At 48.5% G+C, this 17,122-nt stretch carries 24 protein-coding genes; 11 read left to right on the forward strand and 13 right to left on the reverse strand.

Annotated elements, in window-relative coordinates:
- Positions 1-10 precede the first annotated feature (10 nt).
- The gene (locus PY479_RS00650) at positions 11-286 is read left to right on the forward strand and encodes a hypothetical protein (RefSeq protein ID WP_275482532.1); all 276 of its coding nucleotides are present in this window, start codon (positions 11-13) and stop codon (positions 284-286) included.
- A gap of 302 nt (positions 287-588) precedes the next feature.
- Here the strand turns inward: PY479_RS00650 and PY479_RS00655 are convergent, their stop codons facing one another.
- Both PY479_RS00655 and mutY read right to left on the reverse strand, forming a co-directional pair.
- Positions 589-870 (reverse strand): oxidative damage protection protein, encoded by a 282-nt coding sequence (locus PY479_RS00655; RefSeq protein WP_212595681.1) that lies wholly within the window; start codon positions 868-870, stop codon positions 589-591.
- Between the two features lie 7 nt (positions 871-877).
- Complete coding sequence (gene mutY / locus PY479_RS00660; protein WP_275482699.1) at positions 878-1,978, reverse strand: A/G-specific adenine glycosylase; 1,101 nt, start codon at positions 1,976-1,978, stop codon at positions 878-880.
- A gap of 167 nt (positions 1,979-2,145) precedes the next feature.
- Here mutY and trmB point away from each other — a divergent pair, with 167 nt between their 5' ends.
- The 4 genes from trmB to PY479_RS00680 all read left to right on the forward strand — a co-directional run bounded on the left by trmB (position 2,146) and on the right by PY479_RS00680 (position 5,475).
- Positions 2,146-2,862 (forward strand): tRNA (guanosine(46)-N7)-methyltransferase TrmB, encoded by a 717-nt coding sequence (trmB, locus tag PY479_RS00665; RefSeq protein WP_212595682.1) that lies wholly within the window; start codon positions 2,146-2,148, stop codon positions 2,860-2,862.
- Between the two features lie 22 nt (positions 2,863-2,884).
- Positions 2,885-3,208, forward strand: coding sequence for a 50S ribosome-binding protein YggL (locus PY479_RS00670; protein ID WP_212595683.1), 324 nt, complete (start codon positions 2,885-2,887; stop codon positions 3,206-3,208).
- A 234-nt stretch (positions 3,209-3,442) separates the two neighbouring features.
- Positions 3,443-4,234: a YggN family protein gene (locus PY479_RS00675; protein WP_275482533.1), complete on the forward strand. Its 792-nt coding sequence runs from the start codon at positions 3,443-3,445 to the stop codon at positions 4,232-4,234.
- A gap of 299 nt (positions 4,235-4,533) precedes the next feature.
- A complete protein-coding gene (locus PY479_RS00680) occupies positions 4,534-5,475 on the forward strand; it encodes a LysR family transcriptional regulator (protein WP_212595685.1) in 942 nt (313 codons plus the stop codon).
- A 73-nt stretch (positions 5,476-5,548) separates the two neighbouring features.
- Here PY479_RS00680 and hemW read toward each other — a convergent pair whose 3' ends face one another.
- The 7 genes from hemW to PY479_RS00715 form a co-directional block, all read right to left on the reverse strand.
- Positions 5,549-6,682, reverse strand: coding sequence for a radical SAM family heme chaperone HemW (gene hemW, locus PY479_RS00685; RefSeq protein WP_275482534.1), 1,134 nt, complete (start codon positions 6,680-6,682; stop codon positions 5,549-5,551).
- Positions 6,682-7,284 carry an RdgB/HAM1 family non-canonical purine NTP pyrophosphatase gene (gene rdgB / locus PY479_RS00690; RefSeq protein ID WP_275482535.1) on the reverse strand — a complete coding sequence of 201 codons (603 nt, stop codon included), beginning with the start codon at positions 7,282-7,284 and terminating at the stop codon, positions 6,682-6,684. The genes hemW and rdgB overlap by 1 nt, the downstream gene beginning before the upstream one ends.
- Before the next feature lie 66 nt (positions 7,285-7,350).
- Entirely contained in the window at positions 7,351-7,782 is a 432-nt protein-coding gene (locus PY479_RS00695; RefSeq protein WP_275482536.1) for a DUF4426 domain-containing protein, read from the reverse strand.
- An 80-nt stretch (positions 7,783-7,862) separates the two neighbouring features.
- On the reverse strand, positions 7,863-8,150 hold the full coding sequence (yggU, locus tag PY479_RS00700) for a DUF167 family protein YggU (protein ID WP_212595688.1): 288 nt from the start codon (positions 8,148-8,150) through the stop codon (positions 7,863-7,865).
- Entirely contained in the window at positions 8,150-8,698 is a 549-nt protein-coding gene (locus tag PY479_RS00705) for a YggT family protein (RefSeq protein WP_212595689.1), read from the reverse strand. The genes yggU and PY479_RS00705 overlap by 1 nt, the downstream gene beginning before the upstream one ends.
- A 25-nt stretch (positions 8,699-8,723) precedes the next feature.
- On the reverse strand, positions 8,724-9,542 hold the full coding sequence (proC, locus tag PY479_RS00710) for a pyrroline-5-carboxylate reductase (protein ID WP_275482537.1): 819 nt from the start codon (positions 9,540-9,542) through the stop codon (positions 8,724-8,726).
- Between the two features lie 95 nt (positions 9,543-9,637).
- Positions 9,638-10,345, reverse strand: coding sequence for a YggS family pyridoxal phosphate-dependent enzyme (locus PY479_RS00715; protein ID WP_212595691.1), 708 nt, complete (start codon positions 10,343-10,345; stop codon positions 9,638-9,640).
- A 37-nt stretch (positions 10,346-10,382) separates the two neighbouring features.
- Here PY479_RS00715 and PY479_RS00720 point away from each other — a divergent pair, with 37 nt between their 5' ends.
- From PY479_RS00720 to PY479_RS00740, 5 genes are all read left to right on the forward strand, one after another.
- The gene (locus PY479_RS00720) at positions 10,383-11,420 is read left to right on the forward strand and encodes a type IV pilus twitching motility protein PilT (RefSeq protein ID WP_212595692.1); all 1,038 of its coding nucleotides are present in this window, start codon (positions 10,383-10,385) and stop codon (positions 11,418-11,420) included.
- Between the two features lie 9 nt (positions 11,421-11,429).
- A complete protein-coding gene (locus PY479_RS00725) occupies positions 11,430-12,542 on the forward strand; it encodes a PilT/PilU family type 4a pilus ATPase (protein ID WP_212595693.1) in 1,113 nt (370 codons plus the stop codon).
- A 124-nt stretch (positions 12,543-12,666) separates the two neighbouring features.
- Positions 12,667-13,626, forward strand: coding sequence for a hypothetical protein (locus PY479_RS00730; protein ID WP_275482538.1), 960 nt, complete (start codon positions 12,667-12,669; stop codon positions 13,624-13,626).
- Positions 13,623-13,766, forward strand: coding sequence for a hypothetical protein (locus tag PY479_RS00735; protein WP_275482539.1), 144 nt, complete (start codon positions 13,623-13,625; stop codon positions 13,764-13,766). Before PY479_RS00730 ends, PY479_RS00735 begins: the two co-directional genes overlap by 4 nt.
- Positions 13,767-13,841: 75 nt before the next feature.
- A complete protein-coding gene (locus tag PY479_RS00740) occupies positions 13,842-14,396 on the forward strand; it encodes a glutathione peroxidase (protein WP_212595694.1) in 555 nt (184 codons plus the stop codon).
- A 57-nt stretch (positions 14,397-14,453) separates the two neighbouring features.
- On the opposite strand, the gene ruvX is transcribed toward PY479_RS00740, so the two are convergent.
- From ruvX to PY479_RS00760, 4 genes are all read right to left on the reverse strand, one after another.
- The gene (gene ruvX / locus PY479_RS00745; protein WP_212595695.1) at positions 14,454-14,873 is read right to left on the reverse strand and encodes a Holliday junction resolvase RuvX; all 420 of its coding nucleotides are present in this window, start codon (positions 14,871-14,873) and stop codon (positions 14,454-14,456) included.
- Entirely contained in the window at positions 14,870-15,430 is a 561-nt protein-coding gene (locus PY479_RS00750) for a YqgE/AlgH family protein (protein WP_275482540.1), read from the reverse strand. Before PY479_RS00750 ends, ruvX begins: the two co-directional genes overlap by 4 nt.
- Positions 15,431-15,455: 25 nt before the next feature.
- Positions 15,456-15,785: a stress response translation initiation inhibitor YciH gene (yciH, locus tag PY479_RS00755; RefSeq protein WP_275482541.1), complete on the reverse strand. Its 330-nt coding sequence runs from the start codon at positions 15,783-15,785 to the stop codon at positions 15,456-15,458.
- A 191-nt stretch (positions 15,786-15,976) separates the two neighbouring features.
- Entirely contained in the window at positions 15,977-16,303 is a 327-nt protein-coding gene (locus tag PY479_RS00760) for a hypothetical protein (protein ID WP_275482542.1), read from the reverse strand.
- A gap of 171 nt (positions 16,304-16,474) precedes the next feature.
- Between PY479_RS00760 and PY479_RS00765 the strand changes: the two genes are divergently transcribed.
- Positions 16,475-17,035, forward strand: a complete 561-nt coding sequence (locus PY479_RS00765; protein ID WP_275482543.1) for a DUF4136 domain-containing protein — start codon at positions 16,475-16,477, stop codon at positions 17,033-17,035.
- Positions 17,036-17,122: the final 87 nt, after the last annotated feature.

A 17,122-nucleotide genomic window follows, 5' to 3' on the forward strand; every position in this document is an offset into this window, starting at 1 on the left:
AGGAGGTCAGATGAATTTGCAGCAAAAATGTGCCGCTACAGACGTCAATCCGGCAGCGGTCTGTGGCCGTCAATGGCAAATTATGATGGCCGACGATGCCTCTGGTGTTTCCTCACCCGAAACGAAAATCCTTACAAATAAAACGCTTAGTGAGCAGTCTACAGCCATTCAACAGCAACAACCTGTTCCTCAAAAACATGGCATGACGCTAACTCAGGGCTTGGTGATCGCCGTGGTGATCCTGATTGCACTAATTGCGGTAAAACCCAAGAAACCGAAAGGTTAGACGTGGATGACTGGCAACCTTATTAATCAGTGAGTCTGAAGCAGATAGCGTATTCCAGACAGAAAAGCCAAGGCTGTCGCCCTGGCTTTTCTGTTGGCTAGCTTATATCGAAACAAAGGTTAAATAAGGGCGTTTGGTTGTGGCACTAGTGTCCGAGCTGAAACCATAAACCGCAATTGCCTTTTCGCCGACCGTTAGCCCCTTGGTGAACTGAGAGTCTCAGTCATAAACCTCTATAAATAGATTTAAACGAGATTTAATTAGCTATTGATATTTATATTTTGTAGAAGAGCCTCAAAATGTTACAGCTCTTCTTCTTTTGGTGGTACGTAGCCTTCAACGTGGACATCACCGCCTTCAAACAGGAAGTGCACCATCTGTTCTTCAAGAAACTTACGATGTTCAGCATTCATCATGTTAAGTTTTTTTTCGTTAATCAACATGGTTTGCTTATGCTGCCATGCCGCCCAGGCTTCTTTACTGATGTTGTCGAAAATGCGTTTGCCGATTTCACCCGGATAGAGTTGAAAATCCAGCCCGTCAGCTTCTTTGTTGAAATAGACGCAGTGAACTGTGCGTGCCATAAGACTGTTACTCCTCAATTGCACTAGGTTTTAAGCCGGCCAGAACCCGCTCGGTAGCGGCGGCCAGTCCGACCCGTGATGGTTGGCCTAAGTTATACCAGAGACTGGGGGCAGCTTCCATGACCGCATCCTGCGATTCGGCAGTTTGCTGTAATTTCGCGGCAATCGTGTCGGCATCACTCTGTAATGTGAGCAGCAGTGGCTGTGCATCCAGATGGAAGTGACTGAAGGTATGGCGAAATCCTGGCAGTTCTTCGAGTTGGTCGGGTGCATAACCCAGCGTGGTTACCGCTTGTTGTAACGCCGCTTTAGTGGCGTATTGCGGAAAACACCAGAGTCCGCCCCAGATGCCGGCAGGTGGCCGTTTCTGCAGCAAGATATCGTCGTTATGTCTGATCACCAGCAGCCAGGCATCTTTGGCAGGAATGGCTTTCTTCGGTTTTTTCCCTGGATAGTCGCGCTGTTTGCCCATCTGTTGCGCTTGACAGTCAAGTGCTACCGGACATTGCGCACAGGCAGGCCGTGAGCGGGTGCAGATGCCAGCTCCCATATCCATCATCGCCTGATTGTATTGGGCAATCTCGGTGGTCGGTGACCGTTCCGTTGCCAGTTGCCACAGTGCTTGCTCGACTTTGGGCTGTCCAGGCCAGCCGTCAATCGCGGCGTGGCGGGCCAGTACGCGTTTTACGTTACCGTCCAGAATTGGATGATACTGGCCGAGCGACAGTGACAGAATGGCTCCTGCAGTGGAGCGGCCTACGCCTGGCAGTGCCATCACTGCATCAAACTGTTCGGGGAATTCTCCGTTGTGTTTGTCGCGGATTAACTGCGCCGCCTTATGCAGATTGCGGGCGCGGGCATAGTAGCCCAGTCCGGTCCACAGATGCAGCACTTCATCAGTATCAGCGTCTGCCAGTGCTACCACATTGGGAAAGCGCTCCATAAAACGGTTGAAGTAGGGGATGACCGTTGCTACCTGTGTTTGTTGCAACATAATTTCTGAAACCCATACTTTATAAGGGGTTTTATTGAGTTGCCAGGGCAGGGTTTTACGGCCGTGCTGACCGTACCAGGTGATAATGCGTTGCGAAAAAGACGGTGTTTTCATGGGCCGCAGTGTAGCTTTAGCCGGATCTCTGTACAAGGTATATTGCTGTGGTTGATAGCGAACTAATCGCTTATTGATATACTTTTCCACAAGCGGGGCTTGCACTCACCGATGAACTTTGCATAATGCCCTTCTTTTTATGATGTCTGGCCAGGTCAGGGGCAATAATGAGCGAAGTCACCACTGCTGAATATAATGAAGAAGGCAAGTATCTGCGCAAAGTCAAAAGCTTTGTGTTGCGAGAAGGGCGCCTGACCAAAGGCCAGGAACAGGCTATTGAGCAACATTGGGATAGCATGGGGTTGGAATACTCGGCTGAAGCGATGGATTTGCAGCAGATATTTGGTCGTAATGCCGATGTGGTGCTGGAGATTGGTTTCGGCATGGGCGCATCGCTGGTGGCAATGGCACAAGCGGCACCAGAAAAAGATTTCATCGGTATTGAAGTCCATAAGCCTGGCGTTGGTGCCTGTCTGGCAGCGGCCGCTGAAGCAGGTGTGAAAAATCTACGGGTGTTTCATCATGATGCCGTGGAAGTGTTGCAGCACACTATTCCAGAATCTTCATTGGCGCGCGTGCAGCTGTTTTTCCCTGACCCTTGGCATAAAAAACGTCACCATAAGCGCCGTATTGTGCAGCCAGAATTTGTGCAGTTATTGCGTTCCCGGTTAAAAATCGGTGGTGTATTTCATATGGCAACGGACTGGGAAAACTACAGCGAACACATGCTGGAAGTGATGAACCAGGCTCCAGGCTATAAAAATCAGTCAGTTGATGGTACTGTGGTGGCTCGGCCTGACTATCGGCCACTGACCAAATTTGAAGCCCGCGGCCAACGCCTTGGGCATGGTGTTTGGGATTTGATGTTCGAACGTACCGAATAACGAAAGTAACAGAGAGGTTGCCATGGCCATTCGTAGTCGCCGTTTGCGCAAAAAGTTGCGGGTTGATGAGTTTCAGGAGTTAGGTTTCGATGTGAGCTGGCGCTTTGCTGACAGCCTGAGCGAAGACGCTATTGATGAGCACGTAGAACGCTTTATCAATGAAGTGATTGAGCCGCGTGAGTTAGGTTTCCATGGCGGTGGCCATCGCTTATGGGATGGCGTTGTCGCCACTCAGCGTCTTGGTAAATGTACTGATGATGACCGTCAGGCCGTTGAGCGTTTTCTGAAAAGCCTCAATGTCGAAGAGATAGAGATCAGCGAACTCTACGATATCTGGTGGGGTTAATCGTCCCTGAGTTATTGAAAGGCAGTGCTATGGCACTGCTTTTTTTATGTTTGTTCCAACCTTTTCACCTTTCTTTATCGTCATATTCACCAAAAGCTGGTGTGTTTCGCTACCACATAGCTAGATATCGATTCATGTTGTAAAAATTTATATAAAATACAATAAGATAAAATTTGGCATGGTGTGTGCTTTACTGCTTTCAGTTTGATGAATAATTTGAAAAGGATAACTCGAATGAAAACTCTGATGCTGGGCATGACTCTGGGATGCGCATTATTGATACCGGCAATGTCTGCCGCCGCGATGGAAATTGGCCATCACCACGATAGCTGCAATGTGTCGCTGAATTACGATGTCACCCTCACACCACAGCAGATGGTCGTCGGCGAGAAAGGGAAAGAACATTACCGTATTGAGATGGACCACTTGTATGTGGATGGTAAGGAAGTGCCGCTCAATGCTGAACAGAAACAATTGCTGAATCAATATCATCAGGGTATGGCTCAACAGGTACCGGAAGTTGTCGGTGTGGTAAGTGACGCCTTGAGTATGGCTAATGAGGCGGTAACTACTGCATTAACGCCGCTGCTCGGTGATGAAACCGGTGCCAAGCTCAACGATATGATGGGTAAGCTGCATGAGCGTATCAGTAAAGTGGTGTACCACAATGGCGATACCTATTTTATTGGCGCAACTGACGACACCATAGATAAAGCATTCGATGAAGAGTTTTCCAAGCAGGTTGAAGATCTGGTGATGCAGTCTATGGGTTCCATCATGGTCAATATCGGTAAGAGCATGATGGATGGTGAAGGTGACTTTAGTGAACGCATGGACGCTTTTGGCGAGAAGATGGACAAGCTTGGCGAAGCGATCGATCAGAAGATGGATGCCCGTTCTGATGCGATAGATAAGCGTGCCGATGCGCTTTGTGAAAATTTCCAGCAATTGCAGGAGATTGAAGGGCAATTGCGTAAAAGTGTCCCTGCGTTAGCCGCATATCCACTGATTTCTGGTCGGCCCTAATCGCGTTAATTAATAACTTCCTTGTACGTAGACCTTTCCCCGCACTTCATCCTTCCTGTGCGGGGTTTTTTATTTGATTGATCCGGTCTTTTTTGCGAATACAGAACGATGGGGTTAGAGTAGCGAACAAAGACTTGATATACTTTTCCACGCTAACCTGCCACCGTTGCTAGAGATGGCTTGGCAACACATTCATCAATGATGTGTGATTCGCAGGTTTTCTGTTGATTGCTCCCAAGGTCGGAGTGATGACTTTGTCGTTAAAAACTTAAAGAAGTTAAAGGCTTAAGGCGACTTTCATGTTAGAACTATTAGAACCCATTGCGATTTTTACCCATGTTGCCCGTGCTGGCAGTTTCAGTGCTGCAGCGCGTCGTCTGGGGATCTCAAAGTCCAAGGTCAGTACCCAGGTAGCTGATCTGGAACACAAGCTTGGTGTTCAACTTATTCAGCGAACTACTCGTAGTCTTAGCCTGACTGAAGCAGGTAATCTGCTTTATACCCAAGGTGAAGAATTGTTACGCGGTGCCGACCAGGCTGTCGCCAGTGTGCATAATCTGAATGATGCCACGCGTGGCGTACTGAAACTTGGTATCTCTCAATCCTTCGGCACTGCCCATATTATTCCGGCATTGCCCGAATTTATGTCGCGCCATCCAGAGCTGGAATTGCAAGTCAGTTTGCTGGATCACAAGGTTGATGTGGTAAGTGAAGGTTTGGATCTGTTACTGACCATGTCAGAACAGCTGCCGCTGGGTATGGTGGCTCGACCGTTAATGAAATGCCAATTCATGCTGTTAGCTTCACCTGCCTATATTGCTAATCACGGTAAGCCGAGCCGTCCGGAACAGTTGGTAGAACATAACTGTCTGGTCTATCACGGTGAGTGGCACGAGCACAGCGTCTGGCAGTTCAAGCGCGGCGACGACTACTGCGAGATCGGCGTGAATGGTAACTTCCGCGTTGATAACGCGCCAGCGCTAAAATCCGCCGCAGTTAGTGGCCTGGGTATTGTATATATGGCGACTTACCTGCTGGAAAATGAAATCGAAGAAGGTAAGTTGGTGCCATTATTACCGGAGTGGCACTTGGTACACCACTTGCCATTACAGGCCGTATATCCGCGCCGTAAACACTTGGCACCAAAGGTGAGTGCCTTTATTGATTTCATTAAAAATCATATCGGTACCCCACCTATTTGGGATGAAAAATACGCCGACATTTTTGCCAAACGCCAGTAAACCCTGGGTGTCTGAGTTAAAAAAATCCTCCGTTAGTGGAGGATTTTTTTATTGTGGAGCAGTCATCAATCGTTCAGCAAAATTCGCCTAGCAGCTCGTTGACAAAAAAGTGGCCTTTTTCGGTAAGTTCCCAGCTATCGGGATGTGTGATAACCAGCCCCTTGTCTATGCCGCGCTGCATACCCTCATCCAATAATGATGCAGCCAGGCCGGTGCGACTTTCAAATTCAGCTTTGGGGATTGGCACCATCAACCGCAGACGATTCATCAGATATTCCAGTGGCAGGTCGTCGGTAGCGATATCATTGACTTCATAAAGGTAATTCCCCGCCAGATAACCTTTAGGATGCTTAACTTTGACGGTGCGAAAGAGTTGCTGCTGCGGTAACAAGGTAATTTTGCCGTGAGCGCCACAGCCAATGCCAAGATAATCGCCAAACTCCCAATAGTTGCGGTTATGGCGACATTCGAAGCCGGGTTTGGCATAGGCGGAAATCTCATACTGGCGATAGCCCAGTTCTGCCAGCCGTTGTTGGCCGCTGCGGTAAATCTGCCATAACGCTTCATCATCCGGTAGCTGTGGTGGTCTGGAATGGAACAGGGTATTGGGCTCAATGGTGAGCTGATACCAGGATAAATGTGGTGGATTCAGCGCAGCTGCGGTTTCAATATCACTCAGTGCTTGTTGTAGATCCTGTCCCGGCAGGCCGTGCATCAGATCCAGATTAAAGCTCTGATAACCTGCGCTAGCCAAAGCCTTGGCTGCCTTTTTGGCTTCGTCACTGCCGTGAATGCGGCCCAGAATATTGAGTTTGTCGGTGGCAAAACTCTGTACGCCCATCGATACGCGGGTAACCCCGGCCTTCCGATAGGCGGCAAAATCATCATGTTCCAGTGTGCCGGGATTGGCTTCCATAGTGATTTCAATGTCATCACTAAAGGGAATGCGTTGTCTTACGCCTTGCAGTAGCCGGGCTATCTGACTGGCATCAAACAGTGACGGAGTGCCACCACCAATAAAAATGCTGTGCAACGAGCGCTGCTGCACATAAGGTAAATCTGCTGTTAAGTCTGCTAGCAGTGCATCCACATACTGTTGCTGCGGTAACTCTCCTTGCTGGGCATGAGAATTAAAATCACAGTAGGGGCATTTACGCACGCACCAGGGAATATGGATATAGAGACTTAATGGCGGCAACGTCAGCATCAATCGATAATCCCTTGCTGATGAAAGGCTTCCAGCAGCAGTTTTAACGCTTTTCCGCGATGGCTCAGTTGGTTCTTTTCATCACTGCTGAGTTCGGCGGCAGTCTGGCGAAATCCCCGCGGGATAAACACCGGATCGTAGCCATGACCATGTTCGCCTTTGGCTTCATCACCAATCTCACCTTCCCAGGATGCTTGGCAGATGATCGGGGTGGGATCATTTTCATGGCGCATATATACCAATACACACTGAAAGCGCGCTGTACGTGGTGCGGGTTGTTGTTGTAATGCCATTAACAGCTTTTGGTAATTTGATACCGCGGTGGCGTGTTCGCCACTGTAGCGGGCGGAGTAAATGCCCGGCGCGCCATGGAGTGCGTCAACTTCCAACCCTGAATCATCGGCAATGGCAGGCAGGCCGGTCGCTTTTGCGGCATGACGGGCTTTGATGATGGCATTTTCCACAAAGCTCAAGCCGTCTTCGACAGCTTCTGTGACCTTAAAGGTGCTCTGCGGCACAACTTCGATATTGAAGTCTGCCAGCATGTCAGCAAATTCGGTCAGTTTGCCTTTGTTGCCGCTGGCTAACACAATTTTTTTCATGGATATTTCCTGCGTTGAGTTGGCGCAATGATAGCCAAACTCTGGCGATGATGGCAAAACATCAGGCTAGTCGTTAAAGAATTTTTGGCTAAAATCCAGAGTAGTATTCAGGTCATTATCTTTGCGGATCACTAGCTGAAAGCGGATCTCTTCGGTATCCCGATAAGGGCATTCTGCCAGGTAATATATCGAGCTGCCCTCGCGAATTTCGCGAAACTTCAGTTTAAAGCGGGCATCAAGAATGTTGGTGGCAATTCCGCTGATCGCTACCGGTACCATAGGTTTCTCGGGTTGGTTGAGGTCTTGCACGACGATATTGAGAAACCCGGTATAAGCCGTGCGTTCTATTCCGTAGTTATGGGCAATTGCTGGCGTCAGAAACGTGCTGGGTAATGCCATGTAGTGAATGTTGTAATGCCCAACCTGCAGATTCTGCTCTGCATAGGCAATGCTGACTGTAGCCAGCCATAACACAACTAACAGTAGAATTCGGCGCACTGAGATTCTGAGGGTTACTGCAACATGGCGGGGATTATAACTGTAATGACGACAGAAGCCTATGCCGGTCACAGATAAGCTCAGAGTAATTGTTGGATCACATCCGGGATCTCATTAGGCGACACGATACGAATCTGCTTGTGACGTCCTAATTCACCTTTCACTATCTGTACTTGGCTTTTGGGCACTCGAAAGGCTTTCGCCAGCCATTTTTCCAGATGGGCATTCGCTTTTCCATCAACTGGCGGGGCGGTGATGGCGACTTTTAGCTCGTCACCATGAATGCCAACCCACTGATCGCGGCTGGCTTTGGGTTGAATGTAGAGACAGAGCAGCAGGTCCTGCTGCTCTTGCACTACTGCGGCCATCAGGCCACAGCCCAGTATGGAATATACTGGCTTAACAGCATGTTCAGAAAATTGAGACCAATCATCAGTATCAGGACTGACAGATCTAATCCTCCCATAGGCGGAATGATACGGCGGATAGGGCTCAGTAATGGTTCGGTCAATTGCACCAACACATATTCAAATGGATTGCTCCCCTGGCTTACCCAACTGAGGATGGCGCGGATAATCAGGATCCAGAACAACAGAACTCCGGCTTCCTTAATGACAGACACAAGCGCAAATAATAGGGTGGTGGCAAAATCGAATTGTGCTCCCGCTATCAGTGACAGCAGCAAAATTTTTATTATGACGACTGCCAGCGCCAGCACGACTGATGCGGTATCAATGCCGCCAACGGCAGGCAGAATACGGCGCATAGGTGCCACAATCGGATGGGTCGCCTTCACGATAAACTGGCTGAAAGGGTTATAGAAATCTGCCCGAGCCAGTTGTAACCAGATACGCAGAATTACCACCATCAGATATAGATCAAACAGCGTGTTGACTAGATAAGCGAATGCATTCATGGATGTCGTAGTTCTCTATGGTTGATCAGAATTGTTTAGCCATTGCTTCAGCTCTGGCAATACAGTTGTTCATAGCTTGTTTTACTAGCCCTGGTAGATCGCCCTGTTTGAAGGTTTCTACAGCTTCGTGCGTTGTGCCGCCTTTCGAGGTGACATTTTTACGCAATTGTTCCGGCGAAAGCTGTGGATTTTCCTGCAGCATCTTCGCCGCCCCCAGTGCTGCCTGCTGTGCCAGGGTTCTGGCTTTCTCTTCATCCATGCCAAGATCGGCAGCCGCCTTTATCATAGCCTCGACAAACAGGAAAAAGTAGGCTGGAGAGCTACCCGCAAGTGCGATTACCAGATTGAGATCGGATTCCTTATCAACCCATACTGCCTGACCGCCACTGGACATGATCCGGTTACAGATCGCTTTGTCTTCATCGCTGATAGTGACGGGGGCGTACATACCACTCATGCCTGCGCCAATTTGCATCGGTGTGTTGGGCATGGTGCGGATCAGTTTTACTGGCTGCGCGAAATAATCACTGTAGCGTGCAGCATTAATGCCGGCGGCAATGGTAATCAGCAATTTATCGTTAAGATCCAGCGATTTTAAAGCTTCACAGACTTGCTGCATCAGCTGTGGTTTTACCGCCAGCACAATCACATCTGCGGCTTTGGCTGCGGCCAGATTGTCGGTGGTAACATTAATGCCAAAATCAGCCTGTAGCGCCTCCAGTTTACCGGTACTCGGGTTGCTGGCTTCAATTAATGCGGCATTATAACCACTGCTGACCAATCCACTGATAATGCTACGGCTCATGTTGCCGGCGCCGATAAAACAGATGCGCTTGTCTGACATAAAATCCTCTGTCTTTAGCAAAAGCTGTGCGGCAATGCCGCGAATTCCAATAGTATTTGGGCGTAGGGTACCAAAAACAAGGGTCCTTCGGCCAATCAGGCTGGTTTTTGGCTGTAGTCTCGCGCGCCGAAGATAGCACTACCAATGCGCACCATCGTGGCACCATGTTCAACTGCCAGTTCCAGATCGTGGCTCATTCCCATTGAGAGGGTGTCAATAGGGGGAAATTCCTGTTGCAGTCGGGCATATAGCTGTTGCATCTGCTGAAACTCCGCTATGAGCTTCTCACCTTCCTCTGCGCTGGGAATAGTCATTAGGCCGCGCAGCGTCAGCCGTGGCAGTTGGCTAATTTCATGCGCGAGACTCAGCATTTCCGCTTCACTGGTGATCCCGGATTTAGAGGTTTCACCACTGACATTAATCTGAATGCAGACATTCAATGGCGGTATTGCGGCGGGTCGTTGTTCGTTCAAACGCTGCGCAATTTTGCTGCGATCTATGGTATGCATCCATTGGAACAGTTCCGCGACTGGCCGACTTTTATTTGATTGCAGTGGTCCGATGAAGTGCCATTCAATGTCTGGATAGCGCGGCGCCAAATCTAGAATTTTTTGCTGGCCTTCCTGCACATAATTTTCGCCGAAACAGCGCTGGCCTGCGGCGTAAGCTGCTTCGATATCGGTGGCCGGTTTGGTTTTGCTAACTGCCAGCAATGTGATGTCAGCCGCTTGTCTTGAGCATTTCCCCGCCGCCTGTGCAATCCGGTGCTGGGCTAGCGCTAGTCTCTCTGCTATTGTTGTCATGATGTTAATCTTTCGCTTGTAAGGGATATCCCGTTCTATGGAAATCACTGAATTATTGGCTTTTAGTGTAAAGCATAACGCTTCGGACCTGCATCTGTCTTCCGGGGTGCCGCCATTGATCCGCGTTGATGGGGAAGTAAGAAAACTTAACGTACCAGAATTGAAGCATCAGGATGTGCATCGTCTGGTTTACGATATTATGAATGACAAACAGCGCAAGGATTATGAAGAGCATTTGGAAATTGACTTTTCCTTTGAAGTGCCCAATCTGGCGCGTTTCAGGGTTAACGCCTTTAACCAGGCCCGTGGCGCGGCTGCTGTATTTCGTACGATTCCCAGTGATATTCTGACACTGGAGCAACTGGGTGCTCCAGAAATCTTCAAAAAGATTTCCTCCTATCCGCGCGGTTTGGTTCTGGTAACCGGACCAACCGGCTCCGGTAAAAGTACCACGCTGGCGGCAATGATTGACTATGTGAACAATAATCGTCATGACCATATTCTGACTATTGAAGACCCCATCGAATTTGTCCATCAAACCAAGAACTGTCTGATTAACCAACGTGAAGTTCATCGCCATACATTGAGTTTTGCGGCGGCGCTGCGTAGCGCATTGCGTGAAGACCCTGACGTGATCCTGGTGGGTGAAATGCGTGACCTGGAAACCATTCGCCTGGCGCTAACAGCCGCTGAAACCGGTCACTTAGTGTTTGGCACCTTGCATACGACTTCTGCTGCCAAAACTATCGACCGTGTGGTTGACGTATTCCCTGCGGGTGAAAAAGATATGGTGCGTACCATGTTGTCTGAATCATTGCAGGCCGTTATCTCGCAAACATTGATTAAGAAAATTGGTGGTGGTCGTGTCGCTGCCCACGAAATTATGATTGGTACTCCGGCGATCCGTAACCTTATCCGTGAGGATAAAGTGGCGCAGATGTATTCCGCAATTCAAACCGGTATGGCACATGGGATGCAGACGCTGGAGCAAAGCTTGCAGCAGCTGGTTGCCCGTAGTGTCATCACGCGTGAAGATGCACTGTCTAAGAGTTCCAACAAACAACTGAACCTGTAAGGAGTCGTGATGGACGTCAGACCTTTTCTTGAGGAAATGGTAGCGCGCAAGGCCTCTGACCTATTTGTGACCGCTGGTTTTCCACCCAGTGCCAAGATTGATGGTGAGTTGCGACCATTGGCAGAAAACCCGTTCACAGCGGCACAAGCCCTGGAGTTTGTTGAGTCAATCATGTCGCCAGATAACAAAAAGGCGTTCCACGAAAGTAAAGAATGTAACTTTGCTATTGGCGTGAAAGGCTTGGGGCGTTTCAGGGTTAGTGCCTTTTGGCAGCGTGAAGCCGCAGGCTGCGTTATGCGGCGTATTGAAATCCGCATTCCCACCATGGAAGAACTGAGTTTGCCACCAATTCTGAAAGATTTGGTGATGAGCAAACGCGGTCTGGTCATCATGGTTGGGGGGACCGGTACCGGTAAGTCAACCTCGCTGGCCGCCCTGATTGGCTATCGTAACGGCAACTCTAAAGGGCACATCCTGACCATCGAAGATCCGGTGGAATTTGTGCATCAGCATCGCAAGAGCATTATTACTCAGCGTGAGGTTGGTATCGACACCGAATCGTTTGATGCGGCGCTGAAAAGTTCGCTGCGTCAGGCCCCAGATGTCATTCTGATCGGTGAGATCCGTAGTCAGGAAACCATGGAATTTGCGCTGTCGTTTGCTGAAACCGGTCACTTGTGTATGGCAACCTTGCACGCCAACAACGCTAACCAGGCATTGGACCGTATTATGCACCTGGTGCCAGAAACTAAGCATCGGCAGTTGCTGTTTGACCTGTCGTTAAACCTGCGTGGCATTGTGGCGCAGCAATTGGTGCCTAAAGCCGATGGCAGTGGTCGTCGCGCTGCAATTGAGATTCTGATCAATACGCCACGTGTTGCCAGTATCATTCAGAACAACGAACTGCACCTGCTGAAAGAAACCATGGCTAAGTCGAATGAACAGGGCATGCAGACCTTCGACCAGGCGCTGTTTAAACTCTATAACGAAGGCGAGATCTCCTATGCGGACGCGCTGCGTCATGCCGATTCTCCAAACGATCTGCGCCTGATGATCAAACTGCAAAGTGGCACGACTGGGTCGCAGGGGTCGATGGAAGGCGTTACGCTGGATATGGATTAAGCAAGTTTTTGTATGACTATGATAAAGGCGCCGTATGGCGCCTTTTGCTTTTAATCGGCAAATTCGATCTAAATATGACTTTTTGATAAAATATTGCACCGTTTTTTATTGAAAACGGAGAAAAATGATGAAAATCAGGAAAAAGGTGCTTGTTGCAGTGGCAGTGCTGGATGTTGCCTTTCCGGTTTTGGCGGTACCTGTTTCTGATGATTTAGATATTGGTGGTGCCGTGCGTCTCAACTATGGCTGGAAAGATTATGATAATGACGCCAAGTTGGAATTTGAACTGTTCAGAGCTGATATTAACTATGATGATGGTCAGTTGTTCGCATCTGCGCAGTATCGTTGGTATCAAGATCAGAGTGTGATCCACCATGCCTGGATGGGTTACAAATTCTCAGACAATGCCTCTGTAAAAGTGGGGGTAACCCAAGTGCCATTCGGGTTATTACCCTACGCCTCTCATTCATTCTGGTTCGGCGTTACTTATTATCTAGGATTGGAAGATGATTATGATGCAGGTGTTCACTGGCAATATGAACAGGATGGCTGGCGCTACGATGTGGCGTATTTCGCCAATGATGAATACGGTGATGGTAGCCGCTTTAAGCGTTATTCCTTTGATACAGCAACTACGGCGGCAAGGCCTTATGAGGAAGCCGGTCAGCTCAATGGCCGCATTGAGCATAGCTTCAGCAGCGGTGACATCCACCACACACTTGGCGCCTCATTACAGCTAAATCGGTTTGATTACCAGCCGGTAGCGGGCGGGGCGACTGGTAGTGACACTGACGGATATGCCGCGGCCATTCATTGGCAACTGGATTGGGATAGTTGGCAAACTCAATTGCAATACATTCACTACGATTACAACATGCCGGATGAGCGCATGGCCATGTCGGCATTTGCATACCCGTTTGAAATCGCTGCCAAAGCAGACGTTGTTACTACTAACCTGTCACGCAGCATGGAGGTTAGTTGGGGCGCTATCTCCAACATCACCTGCTATAACGATTTCACCCATACTGTGGTTTCTGGCACCGGATTAAAAACTCTCTCCAAAATGTCACTGGATGCGCAGTGACGGCAGGTAAGTTCTATACCTATGTCGACTGGATTGCCGGGAAAAATATGTGGTTTGATGGCGGTTCAGGGATAGGAATTGATGAGGGTGTCGATGGGTGGCACTCACGTCTGAATATCAATATCGGATGGTATTTCTGACGCTGGCAGCGATGTTTTGTGCTAGTTTGATGAGGTGACGGGTTCTGTCAGTACAAAAGCGTAAAGGAACTGAAGATGAAGGGAAAAATCGCCTTGTTGTTATCACTGATGCTGCTGTCTGTATCTGCCGCGGCGGCTCAGTGTCCGAGTTATCTTAATCTTAAATTACGTAAACTCCACTCACAGGAAATGGTGGATTTGTGTGCATTGACTGACGGGAAGCCGGTGTTGATCGTTAATACGGCCAGTCATTGTGGCTTTACTCCGCAGTTTAAAGGATTGGAGGCACTACATGAGAAATATCGAGATAAAGGTCTGGTGGTGATAGGTTTCCCATCCAATGACTTTTTTCAGGAAGAAAAGCAGGAACAGGACACCGCCAAGATCTGCTATATCAACTATGGTGTAAAGTTCACCATGTTGGCGACCTCATCAGTTAAGGGCCGCCAGGTGAATCCGGTTTTTGCCTATCTGAATAGTCAGACAGGCGAACCTAAGTGGAATTTTTTCAAGTATTTGGTGAGTGCTGATGGCAAATCTGTGCAGCGATTCAGCTCGCGTGTTACGCCAGACAGCCCTGAGTTGACTGATGCTATCGACAAGCTATTGGCGACACCGGCATCTAACTGAAAGCGTGGCGAATAAAAAAGCGGTTAATTGACCGCTTTTTTCATGGAAGCGTTGTCATCAGTACTGATTTTCAAAAAAGCTTTCAATTATCAGCACGGCAGAAACGGCATCAACTTTACTTTTCCCCAATGCCTTAAAGCCGCCTAATTCGAACAGTCTGGCTTTGGCATCAGTGGTGGTCAGCCGCTCATCCTGGGTTGCCACTGCCACACCGAAACGACCATGGATGCGATTGGCAAATTTGCGCGCTCGCTGCGTCATCTCCTGTTCAGTGCCGTCCATATTTAGCGGCAAACCAACCACTACCATGTCAGGTTGCCACTCCTGTAACAGTGCCTCAATCAGGTTCCAGTCCGGGACACCATCATTTGCTTTTAGCGATAACAAGGGTTGAGCACTGCCAGTAATTTCCTGACCAACGGCGACCCCAATACTTTTGGTCCCAAAATCAAAACCGAGAATTGTTTTGCTCATCAAGCATGACCTACATCGCCGGACATCTGCCAGGCATTAAATCCCAAAGTATTGGTGGCTTTTTCCCAGCGCTCTTCAAAGGGAGTGTTGAATAGAATTTCTTCTGTGGCCGGGATGGTTAACCAGGAGTTTTCAGCCAATTCCTGTTCAAGTTGGTCTCGACTCCAGCCGGCATAGCCTAATACCACTAAAAAATGCTGCGGGGCTTTGGGCGTGCCCAAGGCTGCCAGAATATCCCGAGACGTGGTCAGCATCAGCTCATCAGAGACATTACTACTGTTCGCCCAGTGTGGTTGGGCACTATGCAGGACAAAGCCGCGCTCGGGATTCACTGGGCCACCCACCAGTACCTGATTTTCCAGCGTGGGCAATAAATGCGGAGAATCTTTCAGATCCAGTTGCGCCAGCAGTTCCTGAACATCGAGGCCGATAGGACGATTGACCATCAGCCCCATGGCGCCTTTGGCGTCATGTTCACAAATATAAATCAGTGAACGTTCAAAAAATGTGTCGTTCAGTGAGGGCATGGCAATAAGAAAATGGTTTTGCAAACTGTCCATTCAACGACTCCTGGTTTGATGTTTGTTAGCCACCGGCCAGCTTCACTTGATAACCGATTTTTTCCAGCAGAGATTTAAGTTGCTCACGGTTATCTGTCTGAATTTCGATAGTAAACTCCTTTACCGTACCACCACAACCACATTGCTTCTTAAGTTTTTGTGCCAGAGCTTTCAAGGCTTCAGCATCTAAAGCTAATCCGGTAATCACCGAAACCCCTTTACCTTTTCGGCCTTTACTGTCGCGATGGATGCGTACGATGCCATCTCCCTGAGGGAGCTCCTGCGTCGGTGTGGCCTCTTTTATGCGGCCCTTATCTGTACTGTAGACCAACGTTACATTAGGGTCAGTTTTCATGACGATATTCCTAGCGCTATCATGCTGACAGTCTAACAGATTTGAATAGCGCTCCCATAGTTAACAGTATGGTGCACTGGGATAAAAAAGGACCACCAGTAGTTGGTGGTCCTAAAACTGATTTTATGTGCAGGGATATAAAATCAGTGTTAGCGGTCTCACTTATCAAGAGCTGGCTAAAGTGATGGCGGTTATCCCCAGATGGTGCCAAGTAACACCGAAATCATAGATAGCAGTGCGCTAGGTAATACCCAATAACGCCAGCGGGGAATGAGCATGGTCAAGGGCGTTGCGACAAAGCCAATGGCGGCCAGACTAAAGAAGGAGAAGTTAGTGGTAAACAGATGCCATGATAACCAGCACAGTATCGCTAATGGTAACAGTAACCATGCTTTATGCGGATTAAGGGACGCTAATCCCGGCATACGAATGCCGTCAGCTTCAGGGGTTAGGCGCGTTTCTACGGTAACTAATAGCAAGCATGCTACGATCAAACTACAAACGAACCAGATCATCATAACTTTCCCCTGTTTTGTGGTAATGATAACTATTATCATTTAAATGTGGTGCAAGGTCAACTCAGACAAAATTATTGGTGATTTTTAAAAGGTTGTTGTTTAGTGCACTGAAATGTAAGCTGTTTAATACATAACGAGCGTTGTTAAAACGCGGGAAACAGGTGATATCCCATGAAAAAACTCATTTTTGCAGCATTAGTCTTATTGATAGGCGGCTGTAGTTCCCTGAATACCGGCTGGGACTATAACCCTGAAGTTAATTTTACCCAGTACAAACATTACGCTTGGGTACCTGCGACGAAAGAGGCCAGTGCTCAGTATCAATTGAATGGATTGTTGGATCAGCGGGTACGTGAAGCGGTAGACGCTGATCTGGCGCGTAAAGGCTACATTAAGGTGGATGCAAAAGATGCAGATGTCTTAGTAAACTATCTGACTAAGCTGGATAAGCGTTATAAAGTGGACAGTATCAATACCAGTTTGGGCTACAGTCCGTTTTGGGGGCCTCATTGGTATTTTGGTGGCTCGTTGCAGAACAATACTCAGGTAAAAGAATATGACGTTGGTACATTGATTATCGATATGGTCGATGCCAAAACGAATAAACTGGTTTGGCGTGGCTCTGCTAACGGTGTGATCCGCGATTACAAAACGCCGCAACAGCGCATCGCCAAGATGAATGAAGCGGTAGTCGGTGTACTGAATAACTTCCCGCCTAAACCTGAAAAATAACGCGGTTATAGCTTAAATTTGAAAGGTGACCTTTGCGTCACCTTTTTTGTGGGGGTTATTGACTGCATTTGTAGCACGTCAGAATAC

Source organism: Shewanella sp. A32 (assembly GCF_029167175.1).
Taxonomy (GTDB): domain Bacteria; phylum Pseudomonadota; class Gammaproteobacteria; order Enterobacterales; family Shewanellaceae; genus Shewanella; species Shewanella yunxiaonensis.